Source organism: Bradyrhizobium sp. CCBAU 51745 (assembly GCF_028128715.1).
In the GTDB taxonomy this organism is placed as follows: Bacteria; Pseudomonadota; Alphaproteobacteria; order Rhizobiales; family Xanthobacteraceae; genus Bradyrhizobium; species Bradyrhizobium manausense.
In genome coordinates this window covers 30,189-52,671 of record NZ_LBJP01000077.1, presented here as the reverse complement: position 1 = coordinate 52,671, position 22,483 = coordinate 30,189, and the positions used below count along the sequence as shown (strand labels likewise).

General features: G+C 63.4%; 24 protein-coding genes and 2 tRNA genes. 9 read left to right on the top strand and 17 right to left on the bottom strand.

The genetic code is table 11. The annotated features are described in order from the left end of the window. Positions 1-57: 57 nt before the first annotated feature. The 4 genes from XH98_RS20225 to XH98_RS20210 form a co-directional block, all read right to left on the bottom strand. Positions 58-1,827 (bottom strand): hypothetical protein, encoded by a 1,770-nt coding sequence (locus XH98_RS20225; protein WP_271619680.1) that lies wholly within the window; start codon positions 1,825-1,827, stop codon positions 58-60. Between the two features lie 60 nt (positions 1,828-1,887). After that, on the bottom strand, positions 1,888-3,930 hold the full coding sequence (locus tag XH98_RS20220; protein WP_271599288.1) for a hypothetical protein: 2,043 nt from the start codon (positions 3,928-3,930) through the stop codon (positions 1,888-1,890). 78 nt (positions 3,931-4,008) lie between these two features. Then, a complete protein-coding gene (locus tag XH98_RS20215; protein ID WP_271599287.1) occupies positions 4,009-4,887 on the bottom strand; it encodes a hypothetical protein in 879 nt (292 codons plus the stop codon). Positions 4,888-5,400: 513 nt separating this feature from the next. Further along, positions 5,401-5,486 (bottom strand) — tRNA-Tyr (locus XH98_RS20210). Positions 5,487-5,693: 207 nt separating this feature from the next. Here XH98_RS20210 and rlmB point away from each other — a divergent pair. Then, positions 5,694-6,548 (top strand): 23S rRNA (guanosine(2251)-2'-O)-methyltransferase RlmB, encoded by an 855-nt coding sequence (gene rlmB, locus XH98_RS20205; protein WP_271619679.1) that lies wholly within the window; start codon positions 5,694-5,696, stop codon positions 6,546-6,548. A gap of 223 nt (positions 6,549-6,771) precedes the next feature. On the opposite strand, the gene XH98_RS20200 is transcribed toward rlmB, so the two are convergent. Next, entirely contained in the window at positions 6,772-7,278 is a 507-nt protein-coding gene (locus tag XH98_RS20200; protein WP_271599285.1) for a hypothetical protein, read from the bottom strand. 44 nt (positions 7,279-7,322) lie between these two features. Beyond that, positions 7,323-7,808 carry a hypothetical protein gene (locus tag XH98_RS20195; RefSeq protein WP_271619678.1) on the bottom strand — a complete coding sequence of 162 codons (486 nt, stop codon included), beginning with the start codon at positions 7,806-7,808 and terminating at the stop codon, positions 7,323-7,325. A 271-nt stretch (positions 7,809-8,079) separates the two neighbouring features. On the opposite strand from XH98_RS20195, the gene XH98_RS20190 reads away from it, so the two are divergent. Together XH98_RS20190 and XH98_RS20185 are read left to right on the top strand one after the other, a co-directional pair. Beyond that, positions 8,080-8,514: a hypothetical protein gene (locus tag XH98_RS20190; protein ID WP_271619677.1), complete on the top strand. Its 435-nt coding sequence runs from the start codon at positions 8,080-8,082 to the stop codon at positions 8,512-8,514. A gap of 160 nt (positions 8,515-8,674) precedes the next feature. Then, positions 8,675-8,749, top strand: a tRNA-Thr gene (locus XH98_RS20185). Between the two features lie 18 nt (positions 8,750-8,767). Here XH98_RS20185 and XH98_RS20180 read toward each other — a convergent pair. Both XH98_RS20180 and XH98_RS20175 read right to left on the bottom strand, forming a co-directional pair. Next, a complete protein-coding gene (locus XH98_RS20180) occupies positions 8,768-9,187 on the bottom strand; it encodes a GFA family protein (protein WP_271599255.1) in 420 nt (139 codons plus the stop codon). A 74-nt stretch (positions 9,188-9,261) separates the two neighbouring features. Beyond that, positions 9,262-9,954: a class I SAM-dependent methyltransferase gene (locus tag XH98_RS20175; RefSeq protein WP_271619676.1), complete on the bottom strand. Its 693-nt coding sequence runs from the start codon at positions 9,952-9,954 to the stop codon at positions 9,262-9,264. 86 nt (positions 9,955-10,040) lie between these two features. On the opposite strand from XH98_RS20175, the gene XH98_RS20170 reads away from it, so the two are divergent. Then, positions 10,041-10,796, top strand: a complete 756-nt coding sequence (locus XH98_RS20170) for a dienelactone hydrolase family protein (RefSeq protein ID WP_271619675.1) — start codon at positions 10,041-10,043, stop codon at positions 10,794-10,796. Positions 10,797-11,074: 278 nt separating this feature from the next. Here the strand turns inward: XH98_RS20170 and XH98_RS20165 are convergent, their stop codons facing one another. Together XH98_RS20165 and XH98_RS20160 are read right to left on the bottom strand one after the other, a co-directional pair. Continuing rightward, the gene (locus tag XH98_RS20165) at positions 11,075-12,769 is read right to left on the bottom strand and encodes a methyl-accepting chemotaxis protein (RefSeq protein WP_271619674.1); all 1,695 of its coding nucleotides are present in this window, start codon (positions 12,767-12,769) and stop codon (positions 11,075-11,077) included. 205 nt (positions 12,770-12,974) lie between these two features. After that, on the bottom strand, positions 12,975-13,142 hold the full coding sequence (locus XH98_RS20160) for a hypothetical protein (RefSeq protein WP_220002544.1): 168 nt from the start codon (positions 13,140-13,142) through the stop codon (positions 12,975-12,977). A 102-nt stretch (positions 13,143-13,244) separates the two neighbouring features. On the opposite strand from XH98_RS20160, the gene XH98_RS20155 reads away from it, so the two are divergent. Then, a complete protein-coding gene (locus XH98_RS20155; RefSeq protein WP_271599250.1) occupies positions 13,245-13,640 on the top strand; it encodes a hypothetical protein in 396 nt (131 codons plus the stop codon). 306 nt (positions 13,641-13,946) lie between these two features. Beyond that, a complete protein-coding gene (locus XH98_RS20150; protein WP_220002546.1) occupies positions 13,947-14,201 on the top strand; it encodes a hypothetical protein in 255 nt (84 codons plus the stop codon). Positions 14,202-14,237: 36 nt separating this feature from the next. Here XH98_RS20150 and XH98_RS20145 read toward each other — a convergent pair whose 3' ends face one another. The 4 genes from XH98_RS20145 to XH98_RS20130 all read right to left on the bottom strand — a co-directional run bounded on the left by XH98_RS20145 (position 14,238) and on the right by XH98_RS20130 (position 16,724). Beyond that, positions 14,238-14,480 (bottom strand): DUF6719 family protein, encoded by a 243-nt coding sequence (locus XH98_RS20145; protein WP_057745935.1) that lies wholly within the window; start codon positions 14,478-14,480, stop codon positions 14,238-14,240. 240 nt (positions 14,481-14,720) lie between these two features. Continuing rightward, entirely contained in the window at positions 14,721-15,425 is a 705-nt protein-coding gene (locus XH98_RS20140; protein ID WP_220002548.1) for an outer membrane protein, read from the bottom strand. Between the two features lie 285 nt (positions 15,426-15,710). After that, entirely contained in the window at positions 15,711-16,106 is a 396-nt protein-coding gene (locus XH98_RS20135) for a hypothetical protein (RefSeq protein WP_271619673.1), read from the bottom strand. A gap of 225 nt (positions 16,107-16,331) precedes the next feature. Continuing rightward, positions 16,332-16,724 carry a His-rich protein BRANT gene (locus XH98_RS20130; protein WP_271619672.1) on the bottom strand — a complete coding sequence of 131 codons (393 nt, stop codon included), beginning with the start codon at positions 16,722-16,724 and terminating at the stop codon, positions 16,332-16,334. A gap of 251 nt (positions 16,725-16,975) precedes the next feature. Between XH98_RS20130 and XH98_RS20125 the strand changes: the two genes are divergently transcribed. Continuing rightward, positions 16,976-17,518: a tetratricopeptide repeat protein gene (locus XH98_RS20125; RefSeq protein ID WP_220002551.1), complete on the top strand. Its 543-nt coding sequence runs from the start codon at positions 16,976-16,978 to the stop codon at positions 17,516-17,518. A gap of 109 nt (positions 17,519-17,627) precedes the next feature. Next, entirely contained in the window at positions 17,628-19,013 is a 1,386-nt protein-coding gene (locus tag XH98_RS20120; RefSeq protein WP_271619671.1) for a serine hydrolase domain-containing protein, read from the top strand. Here XH98_RS20120 and XH98_RS20115 read toward each other — a convergent pair. Continuing rightward, on the bottom strand, positions 19,003-20,568 hold the full coding sequence (locus XH98_RS20115) for a S10 family peptidase (RefSeq protein WP_442868611.1): 1,566 nt from the start codon (positions 20,566-20,568) through the stop codon (positions 19,003-19,005). The genes XH98_RS20120 and XH98_RS20115 overlap by 11 nt on opposite strands. Positions 20,569-20,817: 249 nt before the next feature. Here XH98_RS20115 and XH98_RS20110 point away from each other — a divergent pair, with 249 nt between their 5' ends. Beyond that, positions 20,818-21,597 carry an NAD kinase gene (locus XH98_RS20110; protein WP_220002556.1) on the top strand — a complete coding sequence of 260 codons (780 nt, stop codon included), beginning with the start codon at positions 20,818-20,820 and terminating at the stop codon, positions 21,595-21,597. Here the strand turns inward: XH98_RS20110 and XH98_RS20105 are convergent. Together XH98_RS20105 and XH98_RS20100 are read right to left on the bottom strand one after the other, a co-directional pair. Next, positions 21,591-22,190, bottom strand: a complete 600-nt coding sequence (locus tag XH98_RS20105) for a hypothetical protein (RefSeq protein WP_271619670.1) — start codon at positions 22,188-22,190, stop codon at positions 21,591-21,593. The genes XH98_RS20110 and XH98_RS20105 overlap by 7 nt on opposite strands. 36 nt (positions 22,191-22,226) lie before the next feature. Continuing rightward, a complete protein-coding gene (locus tag XH98_RS20100; protein ID WP_271619669.1) occupies positions 22,227-22,481 on the bottom strand; it encodes a helix-turn-helix domain-containing protein in 255 nt (84 codons plus the stop codon). Positions 22,482-22,483 lie beyond the last annotated feature (2 nt).

Here is a 22,483-nt window from a genome sequence, read left to right as displayed (position 1 = left end):
GATCTTCCTCCTTTATCTCGAGCACGCCGGGTTTGGCGCAACACAGTCGGGATCGCCTCACGCGATCGTAGTGTTGGTGATGGTCAGGGTGGGCTCGTCGACGAAATCGTGGGTGACGGTGACGGTGCGTTGGCCGCTGGTGGCGCCAGTTGCGTCTGCGCTCAACGTGGTCGACAGGCCCGCCGCAAGGACCTTGTCGTTGAGTGCGGTGATACCAAGCTGGGGTAACAGCGCAAATCGCTGCAGGGTTAGATCGAACGGACCCTTGTTGGTGACCACTGCAGTGGGCGGCGATCCGGGCATGATAACGGAGCTGAGATCGTCGGACCCGGCAGTCTGGTGCAGGTTCAGCGTCGCCTGGGTCTGAACCGGCTGGCCGAAAACGTCATCGAGACGTACGGCCATGTTCGCGAACAGGGGTGCCTCCCCGACCGTTTCGAGTTCAGCCAGGAAGAGGCTGACATTCGTGAGTGCAGGCGTGGCATGGTCATCGGCGATGTCGACCGAGACTCTAACGGTGTGCGGCGTGATTCCGTCCGCGAACGCTGCTGTCGCCGAAGGAAATCCATTGAGCATTGCCGGATGGCGCGGGTCCAGTCCATCCGGCAAGGTCAACCGCAAGCCGCGCCCTGCAGCCTCGGGCGCACCCGGCAGCGCGGCCGCGAGCCTCGCCCAATCAATTGGGTCCACCACCGGAGCAACGGTGAAGGTGAAGTGGAAGCGGCTGCCGGTGAGATTGCTGGATGGATCGATGATGGAATCGCATTTGGCGGCAAGGCCCGTGGCTCCGTGCACGATACCGTAGTTCATCGGCAGCGCGACGACGGTGCCGCTGACCTGGCCAAAATAGAGCCGCCGAAGCGACGGATATTGGGCCTGAACATCTCCCAGCGAGGTGAGCTCGCGATATTCCGAACGGACGGTGGCGAATTCGCTGAGATCGCCAGCATCGATGATGGGCCGGGCGTGGCCGTCTCGCGTCGTGATCCTGAACCGTGCGCGATAGGCATCGGTAGCGAAGGACAGACCCAGCGGCAGTGACCGCGTTGGCGGGGATGGAGGATAGCTCGCCGTCACCGGAAAAAAATGATAGCCGCCGGGGAAGACATTGAGCTGCTCGAGCACTGGCGAGGTTCCGTCGCCGAATGCCTGGAAGTGCCAGCCATGGAACAATGGGGTCGGATGCGGAAACCCGACGTCGGGAATGAAGGCGAACACCGTTTGCCAGGCGCTGTAGTTCATTGACAGTTCGAGCGTCGCGCCGCCGAGATCGGTCAGCCGCTCGTAGGCCGCCTCTACGGCGCCCTGTGACAGAGCAAATGTCGCCAGGTAGGTGCCGTCGGATTGAGGCGTCACCGCGCCTTGCGTTATCAGCGGGTGCACCGAGCCATCCTGAGCCGTGACCGGCACCGACAGAGTCGCGATGGGATGCGGGTCGGGCACGATCGTCACGCTCGCCGGGGCGTCCGGCGTCGTCAGCACATGTTTGACGTTGGCGGGAATTTCGGTCCGGAACGAAAGTGCCAGCGTCGCCTGATTGACCGGCTTGCCGTCGGGGGTGACTTCGCCTGCTTGCTGAACCACATCAAAGCGAAACGCCGGGTCCGCGTCGACCAGCTTGAAATCCGGCAAGAACCAGCCTCTCTGCCTGTCCGCCGACAGCAGATTAGCCGGAAACACCTCGTCCAGCCGCGGCAGATCCAATGCCCCCGCCGGCAATTTTATGCCACCCGCATCAGCTAGTGCGATGCCGTTGCGCCTTACGATCCATGGCGCCTGCCTTGCGGCCAGGAACATGTCGAAGGCTATGTTGATCTCTTCTTCCACGGCATCCTCCCAAGCTGACGACAGCGCAGGCACGACGCGCCATGCACGGGGCAGAACCCGTCACGCAGGTGCGGTTTGGGCCGCTTTCACATAGGCGTCGATAAGGGCCTTCTTGTCAGCGGGCGCGCTCGGCAACGGCGTCTTCAGCTGCGGGAAGTACTTGATGTGTCCTTGTGGGATCGCAACCGAAACAGGCTCGGGCGTCGAGTAGATCACCGGGTCATCGGTGAAATTGGGACCATCGACCTCGACCGTCATCGTGTACGTAAATTTGGTCTCCTGGACGTATTTGTCCGAGAACACCTCCCAGATGGCGTTGGTCACGTTCGCCTTCGTCACCACGATCTCCGGGTAGGTATCGTTGCCGATCTTCGGCGTGATCGTGACGCTTACGTTCGGCGGAAGCTTGAGCGGCGTAACCGCAAACCGCACGAACACATATCCGACTGCCGCAGCGGTGAGAATCGGTCCATGATCGGTGGTGAGCTCTTCGATCTCGGCTATGGCGGGATCGTGCGGGGCGATCGCCGGGGAAAGGTTCACCCGGGGGTCAAGTCCATCGAAGACAAGTTTGCGACGCAGTTTGACTTGGTCCTTCGGCCAACCTTGCACCGGGTTGTCCAGACGCAGGAAAGAATAGTTCACGAAATCGCTGCTGTTCTCGGCCTTCCAGATCGCCGGCGAAACAGGCCCTTTGGGGACGCTTTGTCCCTGAACATAGTGCTGGCCCTGGTTCAGCATCCGCAGATTGGGTTGCCCGTTCTCGACCGGACTGGAAAAGTCGGGATAACCGGCCTCGAGCTCAACAGCGACGAGCGGGTCCCGCAGGTCGGTACCATCCGGCAGCTTTTCGCCAAAGTTCACCGCGCAGGTGCCGACCACCTGAACTTTCTTGAAGAATTCGCCGATATCAATGACGAACAGGTACTTGTTGAGGTTGGCGCGCACCGCCGGCAGCAGGTCGTTGAGGTCTCCCGTCACTGCGGTTTCGACCGAGATGGTCTCGTCGAGGATCAGCGTCTGTTGGAAATGCACACCGCGTCGCTCATGATCAGACTTCAGTGACACCGCAGCACCGCCGAAGACTTCGCTGAACCAGCCGCGCCCCGACGTCGTGGCCTTGGAGTCGGCCTTGGACGGGTCCCAGTCGAAGATCTCCTGCTTGACCAGATCCATCGCGGTCTTCTTCATGGCGTCGACATTCTCGTTGACCCACTTTGCCGTGGAGGCATCGAGAACGGATCCGTTCTGGGTAATGTGCGTTGTGACACCTCCTGAGGTGAGACACGAGGACCAGGCCGCGCTGGCGGAAATTTCGTCGATGCCGAGGAAGCCGCCCGCCTGGACCGCGAAGGAGAACGAGTCATAGACCTTGTCGACGTCGACATTGACCTCGACCGTCACGGCGTTGACATAGAACGCCTCCTTGAGGACGTTGGTGACGGTGAATGGCGGCGAGGCGCCTGCCTTGAGCGCTGAGGCGATCTCACCCGCGGCGAACAGATTGCAGGAGATGAGAAACGTGCTTATGCCGTGTTGCTCGATGCTGCCCTTCTGGCTGTACTGAGCGGTCATCAGGATCTTGCCGCCGGTGACGCTGGGGTCTTGCACCGCGCACACCACGGTGCTGTTGGTGATGGGCACGATGCCCAGCCCGGGGTCGGGGTCACCCGATTGATGATTGAAAAAGCGACCCAACCGCGGGATCGGCGCGGGGTGCTCGCGGGTCTTGAGTTTGGCGATGACACCTTCGATCACGCTCGGCGGGATCGCGAAGGTGGTAGAGAACGTGCAAAAGCCACCGCCCATCTCGGTTGAGGCGCCGGCGAGCTCCTCGGGGGTTATGTTGGCTTCCTCCGAACCCAGACCTTTGAACAGAGTCATCTCGAAATCAAAGTCTTGCGGCGAGCTCTGCTTGCGCGCCAGGAAGACCTGGGCGGGCTGGAAGTAGTACTGGGTGGGCAACCCGGCTTGCCTCAGCTCGGGATTGTGCGCATCAGGATAGACCTGCACATCAAATCTCGTTCCTGTCTCATCGTTGACCGTGACCACAACGAAATCGGGGCCAAACAGCGGTCCGACGCCGGAAATAAAATCGGCCATATCAAGCTCCTATGAAATATGAGTCGACGAAAATAAGTGCGTGCGTGACGGCTCGGCATTTACTGCACGGCAATCCGGTCAGGCGCCGGTCGGTTGCGGCCAGGACAGATTGGGATAAGCGGCGAGCAGTCCGGCGTTACCGTCGTCACCCGATTGCTTGCACGCTGCTGCCCACAATTCGGTGACCGCGGTCGCTGGATCTCCGCTGCATTTGGCAATCAGCAGCGTCACCCGGTTGCGAAGGGCGGTCCCGGCCTTCCCGTCAGCGAGCTGGTCCTGGGCCTGCTTGCGGGCGTCATCCCACCACTGCTTGTCCAACGCGTCCTGGTCAGCGCCCTGGAGGCTGCCGGAAAAATTCGGCTCCGGAGGGACCCCCATGGCCATCGCGTCATAGGCCACGGTGTAGCACCATGACCGCATGGCCGCTCCGCGCTCTTCCGTCTGGAGGGCTTTGATCACCGCGAGCAGCATCTTCACCGGCTGGATGAACCAGCTGGTTGGCGACAGTTCGCCCTTGAGCGACTCGCCGAAAGCGGACGCAAGCTCGAACAGCGCGCCATATTGCTTGTCGACCACGGCGGCGACCCCGAATGCGCGCAGGATGCCTTTGGCTGCTGCCAGGTCGCGAATTGCACTCACCCCCTCGAGGACTTCGCTGAGCTCTTCGACTGTCGTCGGCGGTGGTGTGGGAGGATCGTCGGATGAGCCGGACAGCGGCTCTCCCGTAGTAACGTCCAGCGGATTGCCATTGACGTCGTTGAGGGTCATGGTTCCGTCGGTCTCGATATTGAGAACCGCGAAGTCAGGGAAGGTGACCATTGCCCTTCCGTCGGATTCGTCGACGCGGACGGTACCGTCAGGCCAGGATGTCGTGACCGAGCCGTCGTCGTTCTGAACGATAGATGCGCCGTCGCCATCGACGGGGCTAATGTGGGCGAGCTGCTCTCTGGTTGGCATGACTGATAACCTCTCTCGTATCGTCACTCCGCGTGTTGACCGTCCGGAATGTTAGGAGCGCCGGACATCAGTGCGTGTCGGCTAGCTCACACATGGCCCACTATTTCCAGTGTAATGAATGTCGGGCTGCAGCCGGTGATCAACATGCGTGCAGACTGCCATTATCGCTACCTTAGGTAGTCGTGAGAAAATCATCGAGGCGATCGCCGGCTCTGCCGGGAGTGGATCGAGAGTCTGCTGCGCGACAGCACCACAAGCCGGCCAAGACATTCGGCCTTGCGCGGTTTCAATTGAATACTCGGCGGCACCGCTGCCGCACGAGAGCTGATGAAGAGCATCGAGCTCTACGGGCGGAAGGTGGTGCCGATGGTCAGGGAGATGAGGGGGTAGTCTAGCTGTTCAAGACAGCCCGCCTGCGCCCTGTCGGGCTACGGCGCGGCAGCCTTCGCTCGCTTCGCGCCACGAGCACTTGTGCTGGCCTGCCCAGCCGTAGCTCGCGAAGCGAGCGAAGGCTGGTGGGGGAGGCAGGACTCGAACCTGCGAAGCCATGAGGCGGCTGATTTACAGTCAGCTCCCTTTGCCACTCGGGACACTCCCCCGCTCGACGGCAGCACAATCGGGCCGGACCTTGCCGGCGGACCGAAGACGGCCATGGAACGTGAAGGCCGCGACAGCCCGGATGGGGGCGCGACCGGGCGCGTTTATGGGCGAAGCGGTGGGGCAAAGTCAACCGAGGCGAACAGCTAAAATCGCCCTTGGAGCCACCCAAATTGCCATATTCCGGCACCCGTGACACAAGCGAGCCCATGAAGGACAAAAAATTTGCTCCGAGGGGGCCCCGCGGCGGGGCTAAGCCCTTCAACAGAACAGGAAAATCGGCTGGCCGGCCGGCCTGGCGCGAACGCGATTCGCACCCCGACGGCCCCGTCATCCTCTATGGCTGGCACACCGTCACCATGGCGCTCGCCAACCCGCAACGGCGGATCCGCAAGCTGACGCTGACCGAGAACGCCGCGCGGCGCCTGGCCGATGAAAACATCGCGAGCCCGATCACGCCCGAGATCGTCCGTCCCCAGGAGATCGACCGCCTGCTCTCGCCCGACGCCGTGCATCAAGGGCTGCTCGCCGAGGCCGATCCCCTGCCCTCGCCCGACATCGAGACCTTGAAGCAGGAAGGCATGGTGCTGGTGCTCGACCAGATCACCGATCCGCACAATGTCGGCGCCATCCTGCGCTCGGCCGCGGCGTTCGCGGTGAAGGCGATCGTGACCACCGCGCGTCACAGTCCGGAAGCAACCGGCGTGCTGGCCAAGGCCGCCTCCGGCGCGCTGGAGCTGGTGCCCATGGTCACAGTGCAAAACCTCGCGCGCGCGCTGACCGCCCTGAACGAGCGCGGCTTCCAGACCGTCGGTCTCGACAGCGAGGGCAGCGAGGATCTCTCGAACGTGACGTTGCGCGAGCCGCTGGCCCTGGTGCTCGGCGCCGAAGGCAAGGGCCTCAGGCAATTGACGCGCGAGACCTGCAGCGTGGTGGCGCGGCTCGACATGCCCGGGGAGATCAAGAGCCTCAACGTCTCGAATGCCGCGGTGCTCTCGCTCTATGTCGGTGCTGTCAGGCTTGGCTTGATGAAGCGCCAGGCGCACATCCCGACGATGCCATAATACATCTGTTTTGCCCGACGGGACAAGTTTATTTCGGATTTTCTGAAAGATCGAGCTCGAGCAGCGCGCCCATGGGCGATGATCGCGCGTCGCGAGTTCGTTGCGTTTCAAGTGTTTGATTTCGCTGTCCCCGGCTACTGTGCATGGGGTTGTTTTCGAGACAAAGCAAAGCGCCCGTCCGCATCAAGCGAACGGGCGCTTGTTTGGCTCAGCCGATCAGAGATCAGTAATAGCGGCGCAGCACGCGATGGCCGCCATAGTACGGCTGATAGCGATGGGCGTAGCCATAGCGCGGGCCATAGCCGTAATGCGGGCGCGGCAGATAGCCGTAGCGCGGGCCGTAGCCGTAGCGATACGGACGGTAGTACGGGCGGCGATAGGGATAGGCAGCCGGCGCTTCGACGGCAGCCGCGCGATAGCCGTAGCCGTAGCCATAATTGGCGGGGGCGACGACCGCGTCTTCCTGGTAGGTCGGATACGGCGCGAAGGCGCCCGGACCGGTGTAGGTCGGACCCTGGTTGACGTAGTAGTACTGCGAGGTCGGCGCGGCGAGGCGGTCATAGCCATAACCGTAAGCAGCGCCGTAGCCATAACCACCGCAACCGGTGTTGCAGCCGGAATAGACCGGCGCAACCGGCTGGCACGGGCTGAAGCCGCAGGCCATCGCGGGCGCAGCGCCCGCAAACATCACGGCAGCCGCCGCGACCAGTCCCGAAATCATCTGACGCATTACTCTCTCCTGTTGATTTCCGTCTTGTTGGATTCCGACGTTTCTTAACCCGGCGGCCTGCCGGGAATTCCTGTACGCGGCCGTGGCCGTGGTGGTCGCGGATAGTCGTTGATCTCGGGCGCCAGGATCACCGGCGGTGGGTTGACCGGCACATCCATTTGCGGCGGCAGCGGCGCGGACGATGCGCCCCAGCTCTGGTGGTAGCTCTCCGCCGGCTTCGGCAATTTGCGATTCGCCGGCGGCTCGACCTCGAGGCGGCCGTAGCCGGGCTGCAGGCCCAGGCTCGGATAATAATGGCCGACATCGGAGGGCTGCCGTTCCGGGACGTACACCCCGCCATAGATCGTGGGCTGCACCTGGACGTTCTTGCCAAGGCCCCAGACGCCTTCGACCACGGCGTAGGACGCATCGATGTTGTTGATGATGATGGGCACGCCGGGACGGCCCGGCACGACGAGATCGAAGCCGCCGCCGGCAAAGGCCGTCGCGGGCAGTCCGATCAGAAAGATTGCGAGCGCAGATGCGCGCATGGAAGAGCCCCGGTTATCCGGCCCGCAAACTATCCGATCGCGACGCAGAGAGGGTTAAGGACAGTTGACCAAATTCAGGTAAGCCTAACGCGTAAGGATCTCGCGCTGCTCAAATGCTGCGACGCGCACTAGCGAAGTGTTAACGGCGGCAGACCTTGTTCCATTCACTCACGTGCGTTTGACCGACGTTTGCGGAAAATCAGCCTGCTGCGTCGGAACGACCGCCGCGGCACGACATTTAGCTCCCCGTCAATTCGAAGGGAGACGACTAATGACGATCACGAAACTCCTCGGCGCGACGGCGATTGCAGCAACCATGGTGACCGGCTCCGCGATGGCGCAATCGGTCGTCACCAATCCCGAGCGCTGCTCGGTGCAATCCACTGATCCCTCCTGCCAGAATCTCGGACGCCACGGATATCGCCATCACCGGGTGAGCTATCGACAGAGCAATGGCGACTGGAACAGGACTCACACCGGCTTCTGGCCGACCGACGTTGCGGGCGATGTCGCGGGCGCCGCGATCGGGACCGCCGGCGCGATTGCGACCACCCCGTTCCGCGCCATGGACAACTCCTACGCCTACGATAATTCTTTCGACAATCGCGGCTGGGATCACCGCACCTATGCCCAGCGCAACGGGTTCGTCTGCACGCCCGGCACCTGGTTCAAGGGTGACGACGGCCGCCGGCATATCTGCCAGTAAGCCAAGCCGTTCAGGCAGCGGACAGGCGGCCCAGAGCCGCCTGGTTCGTGCCCGCGGGACCGCGCTCGGTTCTGGCACTTTCCGATCAAGTCTGGTATTGCCACGCGCGGGCGCGCAGCCCGGCGCATGCCGGCCCCCCGCCTGCCTTTCTCAAGGCGTCGCCGGCTTAGCTCAGCGGTAGAGCAGCGGTTTTGTAAACCGAAGGTCGGGGGTTCAATCCCCTCAGCCGGCACCAGCGCGCGATGCGCATCCCTCAGCTCGAAGTCTTCGTTAGGCTGCCGTGCTGCAGATGCTCGACGTCCGTGCCGTCGATATTGACCCATGCATGCTTCGACCGCTCGAATACCGATTTGATCGGCGCCGGGAAATTGGGGTCAGCGATTGCACCAACGGCAACGCCTATCATCGACGGTAATTTGTCCGGCTTCCAAAAGACCGTCGAGCCGCAATCGGAACAAAAATAGCACCGGACCCTGCCGCCGCTCTCGCCGGCGCGAACATATTCCTTCGGCGCTCCTGAGATCTTGACCGCATCGACCGGATAGAAAGCACCAACACCGAACGGCGCGCCGGTCCTCCGCTGGCATTCGAGACAGTGACAGGCCGCGACCAGGTTGGTCGGTCCCGGAAGCGACAGCGCAAGCGCGCCGCAGCTGCATCTGGCGTCGATCATAGACTCCACTCCTTGCATTCATTGCTTCGATGTCCGCTTAAGCCGCGGCGATGATGGCCGGGCGTCAGGCGCGCTCAGCTAGCGGGCAACTCATCCAGCCGCCAGAGTCCGAGGCTCTTGTCGCGCCAGCCGCCACCGCCCTCGCCACAGCGCTCGTTGATCAATTCGCGCGGCGGCGGCCAGCCGAACGGCGGCTTCGTCATGTTGAGCGCCCGCCAATCGCCGTCCTCGCAATCGCTGTTATCGTCCCATTCCGGAAAGGTCGTGACCAGCAGGAATTGCGCGCCGCTGGCGCGAAAGCAGGATATAGCGCGCGCGATGTTCTGAAAGCTCAGATGCACGAGACAGTCGCGGCACAGGATTAGCTCGCAGCGCGGCAGGGAATCGCGCGTGATGTCGGCGACGAGAAAACGGCCGCGCAGTTCGCCTCGCGCGACGCGGGCGCCGTTGGCTGCGATCAGCGATGGCACGATATCAATGCCGATATAGTCGACATCGAGCTGCATGCTGCCGATCCAGCCGGCATCGCCGCAAGGCGCATCGAGCAGTGAACGGGCGCCCAGCCGATGCAGCAGGCCGGGCAGCGCCTCGCGGATCGCCGCGGTGGCAGGATCTTCCGATCCCAAGCCCGAGACCGACGTCGCAGCTCCCCACAAATTGGTCCGCTCGATCCTCTCAAAACGCGCGGCGAGGTCGAGACCTGCAAAATTGTCACGGTCGGCAACGAACCGCTCATGGGCGAGCACAGCGGGACGATGGAAGATCATCGGATGGGACTCGCGTCAAGATTCCGTCGCAAGCATACTATAGGGGCGAGATATCAAACCAAAATCTCCCGCGAGCAAGTTCGCTGATGATCACCCGACGAACGGCCCTGACCGGCCTTGCCACCCTTCTGTTGCCGATCCCCGCGCATGGCGCTCCCAGCGAAGAGTTTAAGATCGCCTCCGGCGGGGACAGCCTCTCCGTGTCGCGCTATGCGGCGGCCGGATCAGAGAGACGTCCTGCCGTAATCGCGCTGCACGGCGCCCACGGGGTCGAGATCAAACCGCGCGCTTACGAGCGTTACGCCGATGCGCTGACGGCGCGGGGCATCGACACCTATTTTCTCAGCTACATGGCGCCAGCCGACATGGTTGCGTTGACATCGACCTCACACGAGACACGTGAGGCCTATGAAACGAAACGGTTCGAGGGCTGGGCCGACACGGTCGCCGCCACCGTGACTGATGTCCTCGGCCGACCCGACAGTTCGGGACGCATCGGCCTCCTCGGCTTCTCGCTCGGCAGCTACATCGCCGCCGAAGCGGCCGCGCGTGACATGCGCATCGCAGCCCTCGCTGTGCTCTATGGCGGCATGCCTCGCGCCATGGCCACGAAGATCAAGCACCTGCCGCCGCTGATCGTACTGCACGGCGAGGCCGACAAGAACATCCCGATCGAGGAAGGCCGGCAGCTGGTTGCGCTCGGCAAGTTGGCCGGCGCCGACACCGAATTCGTGCCATATCCCGGCAGAGCCCACGGCTTTGATTTCTCGGACACTGACCCGATGACTCGGGATGCGATTGATCGGGTCACGAAATTCTTCCAGGCACGGCTCGCCACCTGACCGCTTCAGGGTGGCTTCAGCTACCTATGATGTGGATGTTCTTCGCAGGAAAAGCGCGGGGACGGCGAGCGACCACAGATTGGATCAACAGTCTGAATGAGGTAGCATGCGCACCGCATGCCTTCCTACACCAGCCGAGAAAACGCCAAAATCATATTCGGAGCCGTCACGGCCGTCGTCGCAACACTCTTCCTGTTCGCGATCGCGATGGCGTTCCTGCTGCAATAGATATGCGACTTGCCGGCGGCGCGGGGCCGCCGGGCCGTGCTCGCGCGGGCTCAGGCCGCGCGCACCGTCTGCAGGAATTTGCCGACTTCGTCCTTCAGGCGGGTGCTGTCCGTCGCCAGCATCTTCGCGGTCGAGAGCACCTGCGAGGAGGCCGAACCGGTCTCAGCGGCGCCGCGCTGCACGTCGGTGATGTTGGCCGAGACCTGCTGGGTGCCGTGAGCGGCCTGCTGAACGTTGCGCGAGATCTCCTGGGTCGCGGCGCCCTGCTCCTCGACGGCGGCGGCAATGGTCGAGGACACTTCAGACAGCCGCTCGATGGTTGCGGAGATATCGCGGATCGCCATCACCGAGTCCTGGGTGGCGGTCTGGATGCCGGAGATCTGCTGGCTGATCTCGCCGGTCGCCTTCGCGGTCTGCTCGGCGAGCGTTTTCACCTCGGAGGCGACGACGGCAAAGCCGCGGCCGGCCTCGCCTGCCCGTGCCGCCTCGATGGTGGCGTTCAGCGCCAACAGGTTAGTCTGGCCGGCAATGGTGTTGATCAGCTCGACGACGTCGCCGATGCGCGTGGCTGCGATCGAGAGCTCGCTGACGCGTTCGGTGGTGGTGCGCGCCTGGTTGACAGCTTCGCTCGCCATCCGCGCGGATTCCTGCACCTGCCGGCTGATCTCGTTGACCGAGGACGACAACTCCTCCGTGGCGGTCGCAACCGATTGAACGTTGCCCGTGGCCTCGCCCGAGGCGACCGCGACCACCGAGGTCAACTCCTGGGCGCGCTGCGCCGTCGTAGCGAGTGTCGAGGACGAGGCTTCGAGCTCGGTGGAAGCGGATCCGACGGTATCGATGATCTCGCCGACCGCGCGCTCGAAGCCATCGGCGAGGTTGAACATGTCACGGCGGCGCTGCTCGGCGGCCTGTTGCTCCGCTTCCACCTGCGCGGCCTTGAGGCGCTCGACCTCGATCGCGTTGGTCTTGAACACCTCGACGGTCTTGGCCATCTCGCCGATCTCGTCGCGGCGGTCCTTGTCGGGCACTTCCGTCTGGAGGTCGTTGCGCGCCAAGCCCTCCATGGCGGCCTTGAGACGGGCAATCGGCTTCGACATCGCCACGAGGCCGATGAAGAGCGCAATCGCAATGCCAATGATCAGGCCGCCGGCGCTGACACTCATCACAGTCCAGGTCGCGGATTTGGCGTCGGCCTCAATGGCTTCCTTGCGCTGGTTCACGGCCTTGGTCGTGTACGTGAACTTGGCCACGCGCTCGAGGGCCGCATCGATCAGCGGGTCACACTCCTTGTGGGCACGATCCGCGGCCTTGACATTGTCCTCAGGGGTGCTTGCCGCCGCGCCAGCCTGGAGCACCGGATCGCAGCCCGCAAAGGCGGCCTTCAGCTGCTCGCCGACGCTCCGCGTTTCGGCCGCACGTGCCGGGTCATCCCGTTCCGCAGCGGTCATATATTGGCCGACTTCATTGCGGTTCTGGCTCGCGATTCTGAGGCGATTGGCGTTGCCCGCCTCGGTCGTCTCGGTGAGTACCGCATAGAGCGCAGCGTGATAGGTCTCGACGCGGCGCTGGGCGCGTACGAGGTTGAGGGCAGCCGACTGCATCGCTGTGACTTCGCTGAAGCCGTCGACCGTCGCCGACAACTCGCGAATGCCAAAGGCCGCAACCGCAACCAGGGCACAGCCCATCACGGTCACGATCAGCGCAACCTTCAACACGATCTTCAAATTATTCAAAAAGCTCATTCGCAGCCGCCTTCAAATACCCGGTTCCTACACCGGAACTGCCCCGGCGGCCGCATTGGAACCGGAGGAAATTAACATTTGATAATAAGGGTCGTGAATAAGGTTACGGAAAAATACCGAATAGAGCCTGGCCGTAAGCCCTGCGTAAGCTTGAGCCTTCTTTCAAGGCGTTCCGCGGGCTAGCGAACGGGCATCCGCGCCAGCGCTAGTGATCCGGGGAGGCCTCCCCGCAGTCATCTGGTCGGACATGGGCACGCACCAGATCCTCGACGAACGCAATCACCTCCGCCCGCTTCTCGGGCGGCAGCGACAGGAAGGCGCGCACAAGGCGCAAGCCCTGCACTTCGCCCGACGGGTCGGCCCTGGAATCCATCCGGCTAATGTCAGGCGACTGGGAAAAATATGCAACCCCCGGTCAACCTTCTTGATTCGGTGCCCCGGCTTTGGTGGAATAGGTCAAACAGGGTGGTGGATCATGAAGTGGATCAGGGAGCGCGACGCTCTGATCGCGCAGACGCTGGCCTTCGTGCAATCGGTTGCCGGCAAGAAGGACGATTTCCGTCAGCCGGATACCGCTGCAGCTGCTCCGGTCCTGGCAACGGAGATCGTCTCCGTCCGGGCCACGACCGTGACGCTTGAACAGGCGCAGGCCGATCCGCCCCCGCCGATCAACCCGGCGCCCCAGCCCCTGCTCACCCCCGCACCGCGAATGGGTAGCGACTTCCGCAGCGAGATGCAGACCCGCATCGCCGATTTCAGGAAGCATCAGGAGCGGTTCGAGCGCGAACGCGAGGAATATTGTGTGGCGACACTGACCAAGCTCCGCGCCGCCATCCGCGATACCGACGCGCCCCCGACGGCTCGCAAGTAGGATCGGACCGTCCCCTACAACCAGGACCACACCAGCCAAAGATTGGCTGCACAGGCGCCGATCAGTGCCAGCGTCAGTGGCAGGAGCAGGTGCCCACAGCAGGTTTTGAGGTCGGTCGTCATGGCCGGAAACATCCGCTGATTCCGCCAAACGAGTCCCAAGGTTTCTTTTTTGGAGGATTCAGGACTCGTTAAGGACTCAGGTCCCGCCTTGCATCCAAGTACCCATAGCCGATCACGGGCCCGTGATCGCTCAGGAACCGGCCGCGCCCGTAAGCCGTTAACGCGTTTTCCGGGAGCGGGAAGCATGCCCTACGCCCTGTTCTGCAACGACAGCCAGATCAGCAAGGCCTATCCTGATGAAGCCGACGTCTGGAAGCTCGCGCAACGGAGCGGGCTGGTCGTGGACGTCGGGACCGACGACGAGCGGCACGGTCCGCGCCGGGTGCTCGACAACGACTACGAGATCAAATCCTGCCGGGCCGCCCAAGGCGAGGATCCCGCCAAGAACAAGGCGGACGCCGAGCGGGAATCCAGGATGGAGCTTCAGCTCAGTTCGTGAGCTCCGGCTAAGACGTGCTTCGGTGCAAAGCGCACTTCAGGGTGTCGCGATCGCCAGCGATGCCTGCTCACCGGCGAGCGACACGCAAGCCTTGCGGCGATGCAGCCCGCGGATTGCTCCGGTAACCTTCAGCACCTTGCCGGAGGGACAGGAGGCGTCTTTCACGAAGGCGACCTCGTAAGGTGCCAACATCAGAGGCTCGGATTTGAGGATTGTTTGGGCAGCGCAGGGGAGCGCGGCGAAGCACGCGACGACCACCACCGACGCCAAGATACGCATGTTCGTCATCCCACCAGCCCGGTTATTGCCATAATCCGCGTACCGGAGCACGAGTTCCGTAAGTCGCAAAAATTATTTTTGCTTTACCCGATGCCCGTGACACGCGAGAGAATGCGCCCGCAAGACCGTTGGCTTGCAAATGACGCGCCAGATGGTTCACACAATGAAAACAACAGGCGCCGACAAACAAAAGGCCGGCGGAAAGCCGGCCTTTGTCGGATCGTGGTCGCTCCGGGCGGCTCAGTAGCGCGAGGCCGGGCCACCCCAGCCGAAGCGGTAGTTCACACCGACCTTGACGGTATGCTCGTCGTCCCGGCCGCGGACGCCGACGACGTCGGCCGGACCTGAGGTGATCGTCGTGCTACCGAAATTGTAATACTGGTACTCCGCCTTGGCCGACCAGTTCGGCGCGAACATGTATTCGAGGCCGGTGCCGACGGTGTAGCCGTCCTTGCTGTTGCCGCTGGCGGTGAAGGGCTGCGGCACGCCGGCGACGTTGACGCCGAGGCCGCCATTGCGCCAGGCGTAGCCGCCCTTGGCATAAAGCAGGGCCGGGCCCCAGGTGTAGCCGAGGCGGCCGGTCACCGACCCGATCTGGTCCGTGTTCGATGTCACCTGCGTCCCGAGCGGGAACGTGACGCCCCTGTTGTTGGTCGGCAGCCAGGAATATTGGGCCTCGATACCCACCACCCAATTGGGCGCAAACTGGTAGTCGAAGCCGCCCTGCACGCCACCCAGGAAGCGGGCGTCGCTCGACTGGAAGGTGGTGTCGCCTGCGAAGGCGCCGCCGACATGGCCTCCAATATAGAAGCCGGTCCAGTTGTAGATCACCTGCGGCGGCGTGTAGGCCGGAGCCTTGGTGTAGGGGCGCGGCTGCATGTCTGCCGCGGCCGCCGGTGCGGCTAGCGCCAGCAGAGCTGCTGCGCCCAGCAAAAACCTCTTCATGATCATCCCCGTTCTTTCAAATTCGACCCTCGGGAAACAACGTGGCTTGAATTTGGTTGCTTCGCGGCGATGCCGGAACGTTGATCGTTCGTTACTGTGACGCGGCGGCAACATCGCGATTTTGTTCCGTCACGTCCGCTTGCCGCGACCGATTTTCGTTCGCGCAAAACTTGCCGTAACGATTTGTCGCAAGGCATACTCGCCTCGTTCAAAGCTCGCCAAAATGTGATCCAGCAGCTCCGGCTGCTCTTGATCTAGCAGTCCGCGATGAAGGCGGGCTTTGCGCTACCGCGTCATCTTTTCCAGTTCTGGAAAGGGTGCGTAAACCGCGCCGGCGCAGAGCTCGCTGGCGCGATCGACGACACGGTCGGCCCTGCCATTGACATAGACGACGGCGCGCTCGCGCATGGCCTTGTAGCTGCCGTCAGTCTCCCGCGGCGTGAAGTGCAGGCAGCTGATGTAGAATTGCCGTCCACCGATCTCACGCAGCACCGGATCCGCCATGCTGGCGTCGCGCACGCCGACCGGATTGTTGAGATAGGCGTGAATCAGAGCGAGTGCGTCGGCGCGAAAATTGTCGGGAAACGGCTGCGGGCCGCCGGCCTGGGCCCCTTCCATCAGGGACGGACGGTCACCATCGCCAAAACAGGCCGCGAGCGCCAGAGGCAGCAACAGGACCATCGCGCGTTTCGCCAATTGCCCCAAGGGATCAAGTTCTCCAGTCAGTCGGTTCGGCAGACGTTCTAGCCCCAAGGTTGCACAAAGGGAATTCGCTTCCGCAAACGGCGCACCGACCCGCCGTCAGCACCTCGCGCTATGACGCGAAGCATGACGAACGGGCCGGGCCTGAACTCCGCGCGAGACGACGGGGCAATGCCAGGGACGCCGCCTCGCTGGGGTCAGTTGTTAGCTGCGCTTCTCGGTCGTCACCGGCTTGGTGAGGCCCGACTGCGTCTTCAGCGACTTCTTGACCGACAGATGCTTGTGGTGATGACGATGCGTCCGCACGGTCTTGTGCTCGTCCGGCGTGACCGCGGCGTTGGCGTTCATCGCCTTGGTCTTGGTATCGACCTTGGCAGGCGACTTGATGTCGGCAGTCTTGTCAGCCGTCTTGGCATCGGCCTTGACGCCGGCGTCGGGCTTGGCAGCGGGGGTCGAGACCTTGCTCTGGGTCTGGTCCGCCTTGATCACCGGGGCAGTCGCGGTGGTCTTGGCGGCATCCTTCGCTGCATCCTTGGCGAAGGCCGGAGCGGCGATGACGGAAGCTGCGAGCAAGGCTGCGGAAATGGTCTTCAACATGGTGGTCTCCTCTTGGAAGGATCTTGAGGCGGCGCCCTCTCGCCAACTCTTCGATCATGGGGGAGAGCCTAGACGGCGCGCGCTGAACCCGTTCTGAAGCGCGTAGCAGGCTTCCGTTCATCTGGATGACAAGTTTGTCATCTTGCGGCCGCCGAACCGCCCAGAGGCGGCAGGGAATGTTTTTGCCGCCCGGGTGTTCCGGTCTTTAGGCAATCGTGTAGGATCGCCACGTTCCATTCGGGAGAACTTAGATGCGCAGACTCGCAACGCTTCTTGTGCCGGGACTTGTCGCCATGAGCTTGGCGGCCGGACCGGCTCTGACCAGCGCCTATGCCGCCGGCAGTGACGAGCCCTCCTCGCCGCCGAAGTCCGATACATCGACCAAGAAGGGCAAGAAGAAGAGCTCTTCCGTCAGCGATCCGAAATTCCTCGCGGCGTACCGGACCGCGTACACCACGATCTACGACAAGCACGACTATACGGATGCGATCGGGCAACTGAAGCAGCTCAAGCGTGACGACGTCGCCGACGTCGCCAACCTGATCGGCTACTCCTATCGCAAGCTCGGCGACTACCAGTCGTCGAAGGTCTATTATGAGATCGCGCTGAAGGATGATCCGAACCACGTCCGCACCTGGCAGTATTACGGCCTCTGGCAGCTCGAGCAGGGTAACCGCGAACAGGCGCAGTATCACCTGAACAAGATCGCCTCGCTCGCCGGCACCGACAGCTCCGAATATCGCTCGCTGGCTGCCGCGCTCGACAAGCCGACCGGCGCGACGCTCGTCTACTGAGAAATCGCATCTTCTGAGGACGCGAACGGGCACAACCTTCCGGTTGTGCCCGTTCTGCTTTCTCGGCTAGCTTTCACACACCCATCCTCCCTCACAAACCGGTGGCGCAATGGACACGTGGCTGCGATCCGCGATCGACTACATCGGCTCCTGGATCGAATTCCAACAGGCGACCTTCCAGCAGCCAGGCGTCCTGCTTGCCTTCGTCCATCGCGGCGAGGTCGTCGCCGAGCATGCATTTGGGCTTGCCAATCTCGATACCGGCGAGAAGCTCACCCCGCGCCATCGCTTCCGCATCGCTTCGCACTCCAAGAGCTTTACCTCGGCCGGCATCATGAAACTGCGCGAGCAGCGCAAGCTCCGGCTCGACGATCCCGTCGGCCAGTATGTCGGCGGTTTGCATCCGCGCGTCGCCGAGACGACGATTGCGCAGGTGCTCTCGCACAGCGCCGGGCTGACGCGGGACGGCGTCGATTCCGGCCAGTTCATCGACAGCCGCCCCTATCTCAACGCCAAAGAGCTGCTCGACGAGCTGAAGCAGCCGACCGCGATCGAGCCAGGCACGCGTTTCAAATATTCCAACCACGGCTTTGCCCTGATGGGCCTCCTCATCGAAGCCGTGACGAAGGAGCCTTACTCCGCCTGGATCAAGCGCGAGCTCATCGAGCCTGCGGGCCTTCGCGAGACCGAGCCGAATACGCCGCTTCCCAGGGGCGCGCTGTTCGCGCGCGGCCACACACGCAAGCTGCCGCTGGGCAAACGCTGCGTGATCCCGGGCGACAATCCGGCCCATGCATTGGCGTCAGCCGCGGGCTTCGTTGCCACCGCCGCGGACACCGCGCGATTCTTTGCCCAGCTTGCCCCCAACGCGAAGAAAAGCGTTCTGTCGGTCGCGAGCCGCCGCGAGATGACACGGCATCATTGGCGCGTGCCGCAGAGCTTCGAGGCCTATTACGGCCTCGGCGTCAACGCCGGCAAGACCGACGGATGGGACTGGTTCGGCCACGGCGGTGGCTTCCAGGGCTATATCTCGCGGACCTGCTCAATTCCCGAATGCGAGCTCGCGATCAGCATTTTCAGCAATTCCATCGACGGCGCCGCACCGTTCTGGATGGACGGCGCGATGCAGATCCTGCGCGTCTTCAAAACACGTGGCGCACCCGATCGAGGCGTGCGCGACTGGACCGGCCGCTGGTGGACGATCTGGGGCGCGACAGACTTCGTGCCGGCCGGCAATCGCGTGCTGGTCGCCAACCCGCAGTTCAACAATCCCTTCATGGACGCCGGCGAGATCGAGGTCACTGGCCGCGATACCGGCAAGCTCGTCTGGGCAGCCGGCTATTCCAGCCATGGTGAGCCGGTGCGTCGCGATCGCGACAAGCGCGGCAAGATCCGCGACGTCTGGCTTGGCGGAGCAAACCTCAAACCCGGAAGCGTCGTGGCGCGCGAGATCGCGCGGCGCTATCCGCCGCGGAAACGACGGCCTACTCCCTGATCAGCGCCTCGACCTCGCCGCGAAGCGCCTGCCGCGAGCCGTCGCGCGAATAGAACATGTGACCGCCGGGATAGACGACGAATTTCACGCGCGCTGTCACGAAGGCCGGCAATTGGTCGAGCGCCCGCTTCGTGCCGAAATAGGGCGTCGCGAGATCGAACAGACCGTGCGCGACCAGCACGTTCAGCTTCGCATCGGTGGCGAGAATCTGGCGCAGCTCCGACAGCGATTGCGGTGGGTTGATGCCGCCACCGAAGTCCCAGTTGTGCTCAACGGAGCCATTGAGGACTTCATAAGAGCCGTCGGGCCGCCAGTTGAGTCTTTGCGTGAGCACATCGACCGCGGCGCTCGTCAGCGGCGCCTGAAGCGCATCGCCGGAAGGATCGCCAAAGCGCGAGCTGCCCGAATCCGGATACGGATCGAGACCACGCACCGAGCCGTCATAGCGCCCGGTCACCATGCCGTTCTTGCGATCGAGCTCGCGACGGAATTCGCCGACATCGAAGCGGCCGGCGAGCCTGCGGCTTACTGCCTGGTCGATGCCGGTGAGTTCGGCAACCTTGTCGGCGAGGCGATTGGTGGCTTCCTTGTCCGCCTCGCCCTTGACGAGATCAGCCAGAAACTCGCCGCGCGCATAGGCCTCCACGTCGGCGAGATCAGCGCGCTTGACCGGTCCCTTGGCTTCGCGCGCCACCGCCACGTAGCTCGGCAAGCTCGCGACATATTGCAGCAGGCTGGTGCCGGTGAACTCGCGGAAATCGAGCAGCGGTGACACCAGGATCAAGCCTCTGACGCCCACGCCATGCTGAATCTGCAACTGACGCACGACCTTCGGCCCGCGAATACCGCCATAGCTTTCGCCCGCGACATATTTCGGCGAGGTCAGCCGGTTGTGCTTTTCGAGCCAACGGCGAATGACGAGCGCGATCGAGTTGACATCCCCGTCGACCGAGTAGAACCGCTTGCGCGCATCCTCATCGCTCGCGATGACGCGGCTGTAGCCGGTACCGACAGGATCGATGAAGACGAGATCAGTGAAGTCGAGCCAGGTCTCCGCGTTCGGTTTCACCTCGGGCGAGGCCGACGGCGACAGCCCCTCGCCGTCAAGCGGCAGCCGCCATGGCCCGACCGCGCCGAACTGGAGCCACGCCGAGGATGCGCCGGGCCCGCCGTTGAAGAGGAACGTCACCGGACGCGTGGCGCGGTCGGCGCCGTCGAGCTCGTAAGAGGTGACGGCGACGTCGGCGAGCGGCTCGCGCTTCTCATTGAAGACCCGGATCGAGCCGGCGGTCGCGGCGAAGTTGAGGGTTCGGCCCGGCAGATCGAGGGTCTGTTTGGTGGTCGAGTCATCAGGGAGGCGACGATCGGAAGCCACTGGCGAAGCCTGCGCCGCATTTTGTGCATTGCCGCCGCGCCCAGTCTTCTGTCCGGCGGGCGTTGACGCCTCGTTGCGTGGCTGCGGCGGATCGTCCGCCCGCGCCGGGCCCGCAAGCGCGAAAGCAACGACCGCAAGCACCAGCCCCGCACGGCGCTGGATGGACAAGCTCATAAACATGATTGTTCTCCCTGCCCCCGCTCGCTGCTTTCAATCCCGGAAATAGCCGCCAATTGCGACGGTTTGGGGGATCGGAGACCCCGGATTGGCTTTCCGGGGCCGATGAAGTCGGCTTTTGCCCTCGGACGGGACGTCCGGTCAGCCTCCCGCGTTTGCCTTGCCAACCGGTCATCCTCGACAATACGGGCCCAGGTCGTATAGACGACCTCGGCGGACCTTTCTCGAGCCAGCGGCACCTGCCTGGAAGCCATGACCAAGCCATCGCGATACGAACGGATCGCCTTCGTCGCCAGCCCGGGCAGCGAGGCCGCGGCCGCCTTCCACCAGCTTACGGCGCAATACGGCAATTGCGATCCTGACGAGGCCGACGTCGTGGTCGCGCTTGGCGGCGACGGGCTGATGCTTCAGACGCTGCATCACCACATGCGCTCCGGCAAGCCGATCTACGGCATGCACCGCGGCACGGTCGGCTTCCTGATGAACGAGTACTCGACGCATGATCTGCGCGCGCGGCTTGAGGCGGCGCATGAATCCGAGATCAATCCGCTGCTGATGCGCGCGACTGATGTCAACGACCGCGTCCATCTGCACCACGCCATCAACGAGGTCTACCTGTTCCGGCAGACCTCCCAGGCGGCGCGCCTGCGCATCCTGATCGACGAGCGCGAGCGCATGCCCGAGCTGATCGCCGACGGCATCATCGTTGCGACGCCGGCGGGCTCGACGGCCTACAATCTCTCCGCCCAAGGCCCGATCCTGCCGATCAACGCGGCGCTGCTGGCACTGACGCCGATCAGCGCCTTCCGGCCCCGGCGCTGGCGCGGCGCCCTGCTCCCCAACACCGCCTATGTCGTGATCGAGGTGCTGGAGGACGACAAGCGCCCGGTCGCGGCGGTCGCCGACCATGAGGAGGTGCGCAGGGTCCGGCGCGTCGAAGTCCTGTCCGACAAATCCATCTCGATGCGCATGCTGTTCGACCCCGGCCACAGCCTGGAAGAGCGAATTTTGCGGGAGCAGTTCGGCTATTGAGCGCCGCGCGGATCACCGGCCGCAGGGCTGAATCGATTCCCACCCACCGCCATGGCCGGATCGCTCAGCAAATCGAAGTCCCTGATGACGGGGATGAAGCTCTTCGTCTCCGATGTCATCAAGTAGATGGTCACGGGCAGAGCCGCCTGCGGCTCTGCGTTGGCACGACAGAATTCCCTGGCTGCGACGCCGAGCCCCATCGATCCGCGCTTGCCATTCGTCCCCTGCTCGACCATCGAGGCGCGCAACGCCTCGAAGCGCGCGGTGTCTTCTGGCGACAAGCGATAGGCGTAGATGGAGGAGTTCTGCGGCGGAGCCGGCAGGCCGCCCCGCTCGCGCGCACTCAACTCCATCATCGCAAAGCTGGTCTTGACCTCCGCCTCTCCCGCCAATTTGGTGACGACATCGAGCTTGACGCCGCCCGAACGAGGCCGCAACGCGTCGGGCAATTGCACGGCGACGCGCAGCATCGACAGATCGGTCGTCTTGGCATCGATGCGGGCCATCGGCGGGATCGAGGTCAGCGGCACCGAACCACACCCGGCCAACAGATGCGCAGCCGCGCTCATTAGAACGCGCGCAAGGCGGTCCATTGCAGACATCTCCAGTCTGAAATCGAGGAGTTGGCGCTAAGCCGATTTCCGGCCGGTCGCGCGAGGCTCCAGCGCGTCGTTCGCCTTGTCAGGGACGTACTCGAGAATGTCGCCGGGCTGGCAGTCGAGCACGGCGCAGATCCGCTCCAGCGTGTCGAAACGGATGCCTCGCACCTTCCCCGACTTCAGCAGGGAGACATTCGCTTCCGTGAGCTCGATGCGCGCCGCGAGCTCGCGCGACCTGATCTTGCGCTTGGCGAGCATGACGTCGAGATTGACGATGATCGGCATGG

Coding starts and splice junctions, on each gene's coding strand:
- XH98_RS20100 (WP_271619669.1), bottom strand. CDS start 22,481: ATGCCGATCATCGTCAATCTCGACGTCATGCTCGCCAAGCGCAAGATC.
- XH98_RS20135 (WP_271619673.1), bottom strand. CDS start 16,106: ATGGTCCTGTTGCTGCCTCTGGCGCTCGCGGCCTGTTTTGGCGATGGT.
- rlmB (WP_271619679.1), top strand. CDS start 5,694: ATGAAGGACAAAAAATTTGCTCCGAGGGGGCCCCGCGGCGGGGCTAAG.
- XH98_RS20140 (WP_220002548.1), bottom strand. CDS start 15,425: ATGAAGAGGTTTTTGCTGGGCGCAGCAGCTCTGCTGGCGCTAGCCGCA.
- XH98_RS20190 (WP_271619677.1), top strand. CDS start 8,080: ATGACGATCACGAAACTCCTCGGCGCGACGGCGATTGCAGCAACCATG.
- XH98_RS20120 (WP_271619671.1), top strand. CDS start 17,628: ATGGACACGTGGCTGCGATCCGCGATCGACTACATCGGCTCCTGGATC.
- XH98_RS20180 (WP_271599255.1), bottom strand. CDS start 9,187: ATGATCGACGCCAGATGCAGCTGCGGCGCGCTTGCGCTGTCGCTTCCG.
- XH98_RS20115 (WP_442868611.1), bottom strand. CDS start 20,568: ATGTTTATGAGCTTGTCCATCCAGCGCCGTGCGGGGCTGGTGCTTGCG.
- XH98_RS20160 (WP_220002544.1), bottom strand. CDS start 13,142: ATGGATTCCAGGGCCGACCCGTCGGGCGAAGTGCAGGGCTTGCGCCTT.
- XH98_RS20200 (WP_271599285.1), bottom strand. CDS start 7,278: ATGCGTCAGATGATTTCGGGACTGGTCGCGGCGGCTGCCGTGATGTTT.
- XH98_RS20155 (WP_271599250.1), top strand. CDS start 13,245: ATGAAGTGGATCAGGGAGCGCGACGCTCTGATCGCGCAGACGCTGGCC.
- XH98_RS20195 (WP_271619678.1), bottom strand. CDS start 7,808: ATGCGCGCATCTGCGCTCGCAATCTTTCTGATCGGACTGCCCGCGACG.
- XH98_RS20165 (WP_271619674.1), bottom strand. CDS start 12,769: ATGAGCTTTTTGAATAATTTGAAGATCGTGTTGAAGGTTGCGCTGATC.
- XH98_RS20150 (WP_220002546.1), top strand. CDS start 13,947: ATGCCCTACGCCCTGTTCTGCAACGACAGCCAGATCAGCAAGGCCTAT.
- XH98_RS20215 (WP_271599287.1), bottom strand. CDS start 4,887: ATGCCAACCAGAGAGCAGCTCGCCCACATTAGCCCCGTCGATGGCGAC.
- XH98_RS20145 (WP_057745935.1), bottom strand. CDS start 14,480: ATGCGTATCTTGGCGTCGGTGGTGGTCGTCGCGTGCTTCGCCGCGCTC.
- XH98_RS20125 (WP_220002551.1), top strand. CDS start 16,976: ATGCGCAGACTCGCAACGCTTCTTGTGCCGGGACTTGTCGCCATGAGC.
- XH98_RS20110 (WP_220002556.1), top strand. CDS start 20,818: ATGACCAAGCCATCGCGATACGAACGGATCGCCTTCGTCGCCAGCCCG.
- XH98_RS20170 (WP_271619675.1), top strand. CDS start 10,041: ATGATCACCCGACGAACGGCCCTGACCGGCCTTGCCACCCTTCTGTTG.
- XH98_RS20220 (WP_271599288.1), bottom strand. CDS start 3,930: ATGGCCGATTTTATTTCCGGCGTCGGACCGCTGTTTGGCCCCGATTTC.
- XH98_RS20130 (WP_271619672.1), bottom strand. CDS start 16,724: ATGTTGAAGACCATTTCCGCAGCCTTGCTCGCAGCTTCCGTCATCGCC.
- XH98_RS20175 (WP_271619676.1), bottom strand. CDS start 9,954: ATGATCTTCCATCGTCCCGCTGTGCTCGCCCATGAGCGGTTCGTTGCC.
- XH98_RS20105 (WP_271619670.1), bottom strand. CDS start 22,190: ATGGACCGCCTTGCGCGCGTTCTAATGAGCGCGGCTGCGCATCTGTTG.